This window comes from Bacillus sp. 05T31 (genome assembly GCF_056396725.1).
The window spans coordinates 1-4011 of the sequence record NZ_JBFTMA010000390.1 but is presented as its reverse complement, the minus strand read 5'-3'; the positions used below and the strand labels follow the sequence as shown (position 1 = coordinate 4011).

Here is a 4011-nt window from a genome sequence, read left to right as displayed (position 1 = left end):
TAATTGCAGCATATTCACGCACATACGCTTTTTTCTTAGAGCGTCTCGGTGTTTCAGCAGCCAAAGCTTCCATCTTTATCCCTAAACGCTTTGCAATTATTTTCGTTCGATATAAATGATACGTATTACTTACAACTACCGCATGCTTTACATCATATAAATCCATACTAAACTTTAAATTTTCATACGTATTTGTAGAGCAGTCTTCAATTAAAATRCGATTCTCATCTATACCATRTACCATTAAATAGTTTCTCATACTGTGAGCTTCCGGTATATCTTCATCTTCCCCTTGACCACCTGAAACAATTACTTTCACCTCAGGGTGAGCATGTAAATATTCCAACGCTATATCCAAACGATTTTGAAGAGATAAAGACGGTCTATCTCCAAATAACTTTGCACCTAATATAAGAACGTATGGAGAGTGATTACTCAATGTTTCACGAGCAACTTTATTCATTCGAAACGTCATATAAATGATGTATAGCGGAGGTAGTAATAAGATTATAAGCAATATCCATTTGTTCATAAATAAGTTAACACTCCCTTTCTTTTTATTATATAGAAAAAGAAAAGGAGGCAGAAGTATTTTTTAAACAATTGATTTATTAGACACATTCGCTTCCGTTTTACGTTTTGAAATTACATAATAAAAAGCAAYCCCTAATGATAGGATCAATATACAGCTCAGTACGTAAAACGGGATCATTACCCCTGCTTTAGATACGCCTGCCGTAAACAACATTAATAATACAATTCGAATTCCTGTGCCAATTAATCGAAATAAGCTGTCCACACGTCCCATTACTTCGTTTGGGATTTCTTCCATCATCAATACATTTCTCGCCACTCGTGTTCCAGCATTTCCAATCGCATGGAAAATCGCTAGTCCATATAATAACATAATGGAAGGCTCAATAATCATTGCGGTAATTGAAATTACATAAATAACCATCGTCATAACGATTGAAATTTCTATTTTGACATATTTCATCATGATTGGAATACTTATTCCTGCAAGAACCGCTCCGACACCGTACATCATACCTTCAATTGCGTATACAGAGGCACTAGCTTTGAGTATATCTGAAATATATACTGGGATTAAATAATTTGCCATCATGACACCGATAAACGGCATATAAGTCGCTAGTAAAAACCAAAATAACTTAGGGCGCTTTTTCATAAAGTGAATTCCTTCGAACAATTGCTTCTTAAATGTTGCTTTCCGTTTTACTTCTTTTTTCTTTACATACGGTATACATAAGAAAAGAAAAAATGCTCCTGCAAAAGTTAACATATCCACTAACAAGATCCATTTCAAAGAAATAATCTCAATTAAAAAACTAGCAGCTGCGCCTGAAATAACTTGCGTTAATTGTCCTTGTATTTCCATTGTGCCACTTAAACTTTTATAATGCTCTGATTGAAATATTTCTTGGTTAAATGCAAATATTGTGGGATAGAATAATAGATAATAGAAAGAACCTGCTATATAAATAATAATGTAATGAATAGAATTGTATGATTGCCCAGCAAATCCCCAAATGGCCATCATTCCTATAATGGCTATCCCGATACCTTCGTTACATAACAATAAAGATTTTCTTGAAAAACGCTCTATGCTTTACCCAATGAATGGTGTTAGTAAAAACATGATGAGAGTTGCAACGATAGAAACATAACCAAATGTTGTCTCTCCTCCACTTTCCTTAATTAACAACCACGGAATCGTTATCATAACAATCCCGGAGCCAATAGCGGATAAACTATTGGCTCCTAGAATGTAATACAAGCGAGAATCATGATAAAGAGAGGACATATCACTCAACTCCTAATTGTTTTTTCACCTCTTTATATACGCTCATATATGCTTTTAATTCTTTAACTAAATCATGAATTAATGGTTTTGCATCTTCTCCAAGTTCACTATCTTGCACATGTAATCCATCAAGCACGACTTGTTTTGGAATTGCGTTTGCGTAAACGCCTCTAGCGACAGTGCGCATACTATTTAATGCGTTTATTCCCCCTTTACCTCCTCCAGCAACTGCTAGTAATGCGACAGGCTTATGGATGAATTCACTGCTACTTAAGTAATCTAACGAATTTTTCAGCGCTCCGCTCATCGCATTATGATATTCTGGTGTACATAGTACTACWCCRTCYGCWGCTTTCACTAAAGCTTTTAATTTTTTWACTGCYTCTAATTCACGTTGTGATTCTTCYCCATTATATAAAGGCAATTCCGCTACTGCTAAATCGTATAACTCCCCTTCAAATTGCTCTGCAATATATTTTGCCACAACGCGAGTTCTACCGAATTTTCTTGGTGTACCGTTAATAACGACTAGTTTCATAATTATTTCTCCCCTTTGTTTTCAAGTTATATTTATATATTATCAGAAATTTCTATACAAAACACAGTAAAAAGAGGGAAAAGCTTTCATAAAATAGTATGAGAAATAAAAAAAGAACTCATACTTTCGTATGAGTTTCACAAAACTAATTTTTCACAACCTCATGTCCACCGAATTGATTACGAAGAGCTGAGACAACTTTCCCATGGAATGTATCATCTTCTTGTGAACGGTAGCGCATAAATAATGACATAGCGATAACTGGTGCCGCTGCTTGTAATTCAAGCGCAGTTTCAACAGTCCATTTCCCTTCTCCTGAAGAGTTCATAACACCTTTAATGCCATCAAGTTTCGGATCTTCTGCAAATGCTTTTTCAGTTAAGTCCATTAACCAACCACGGATAACCGATCCGTTCGCCCATACTTTTGCAACATCTTCATAATTGAAATCAAAATCACTTTTATCTAGTACTTCAAATCCTTCAGCGATTGCTTGCATCATTCCGTATTCAATACCGTTATGAACCATTTTTAAGAAATGCCCACTACCGACGCGGCCTGCATATGAATAACCATTTTCTACTGCTAAATCTTTAAATAAAGGTTCTAGTTGATCATAAATTTCTTTTTCTCCACCAACCATTAAGCAAGCACCGTATCTAGCTCCTTCCACACCGCCTGATGTACCGATATCTACATAATATAAACCAAAGCTTTTCGCTTCTTCAGCACGGCGTAACGTATCTTTATAGAATGAATTTCCGCCTTCAATAACGATATCGCCTTCCTCTAATAATGGATATACATCTTTTAGTACTGACTCGACAACTTCTCCTGCAGGTACCATTACCCAAATTGTACGAGGTGCTTCTAGTTCAGCAATCATTTCTTTTAACGTATGACGGGCAGTAATCCCTAATTCCCCTGCCTTTTCAACAAGCTCATTATTTACATCGTATACAACTACTTCATGCTTGTCTTCATGTAAGTGTTCAGCTAATGGGAATCCCATTTTTCCTAATCCAATTAAACCTAGTTTCATATTAATCAATCTCCCATTCTATACAAATATATTTAATAACGAAATTAGCCCAAGTGCTACAACAGATAATATTGTCTCCATTGCAGTCCATGTTAATAATGTTTCTTTCACAGTCATTCCGAAATACTCTTTAATCATCCAAAATCCWGAATCATTTACATGCGATAAAATTAATGACCCTGCTCCTGTTGAAAGTGCCAGTAACTCTACATTTACTCCTGGTGTACTTGCTGCAATCGGTGCCACTATTCCTGCTGCTGTCATCATGGAAACAGTAGCCGATCCCGTTGCAACTCGGATAAGTGCAGCAATTCCCCAACCTAATAATATCGGTGAAATATGCGATTCTTTCGCCATCTCCGCAATTATAGTTCCGATCCCAGAATCTAATAACACTTTATTAAATGCACCACCTGCACCGATAACTAACAGTATGTTTGCAATCGGCCCTAAGCAATCGTTTGTAAATTGTAAGACTTTGTCTTTAGAAAATCCTTTTGCATAGCCAAGACTAAAGAAAGAATATATCGTTGCAATTAATAATGCGACTATTGGATCTCCAATAAAGTGCAATACTTGTGCAAGTTGACTCGTTTTGCTTAACGC

The 4011-nt window shown here is 36.0% G+C and carries 4 protein-coding genes and 1 pseudogene; all 5 read right to left on the bottom strand.

Features of this window, described 5'->3' with window-relative positions:
- On the bottom strand, positions 1 to 532 hold a 532-nt coding region (locus AC1DJR_RS20050), incomplete at its 3' end, for a YdcF family protein (protein ID WP_477003343.1).
- 63 nt (positions 533 to 595) lie between these two features.
- Positions 596 to 1825 (bottom strand): annotated as a pseudogene (locus AC1DJR_RS20045) (MFS transporter).
- Between the two features lies 1 nt (position 1826).
- The gene (locus AC1DJR_RS20040) at positions 1827 to 2363 is read right to left on the bottom strand and encodes an NADPH-dependent FMN reductase (RefSeq protein ID WP_002031805.1); all 537 of its coding nucleotides are present in this window, start codon (positions 2361 to 2363) and stop codon (positions 1827 to 1829) included.
- Positions 2364 to 2508: 145 nt separating this feature from the next.
- On the bottom strand, positions 2509 to 3405 hold the full coding sequence (gnd, locus tag AC1DJR_RS20035) for a phosphogluconate dehydrogenase (NAD(+)-dependent, decarboxylating) (RefSeq protein WP_201038362.1): 897 nt from the start codon (positions 3403 to 3405) through the stop codon (positions 2509 to 2511).
- 18 nt (positions 3406 to 3423) lie between these two features.
- Positions 3424 to 4011: GntT/GntP/DsdX family permease (locus tag AC1DJR_RS20030; RefSeq protein ID WP_477003342.1), on the bottom strand; the 588-nt coding region annotated here is incomplete at its 5' end.

Excerpts from the sequence above, each read along its gene's own strand:
- gnd (WP_201038362.1), bottom strand. The coding sequence starts at position 3,405 with ATGAAACTAGGTTTAATTGGATTAGGAAAAATGGGATTCCCATTAGCT.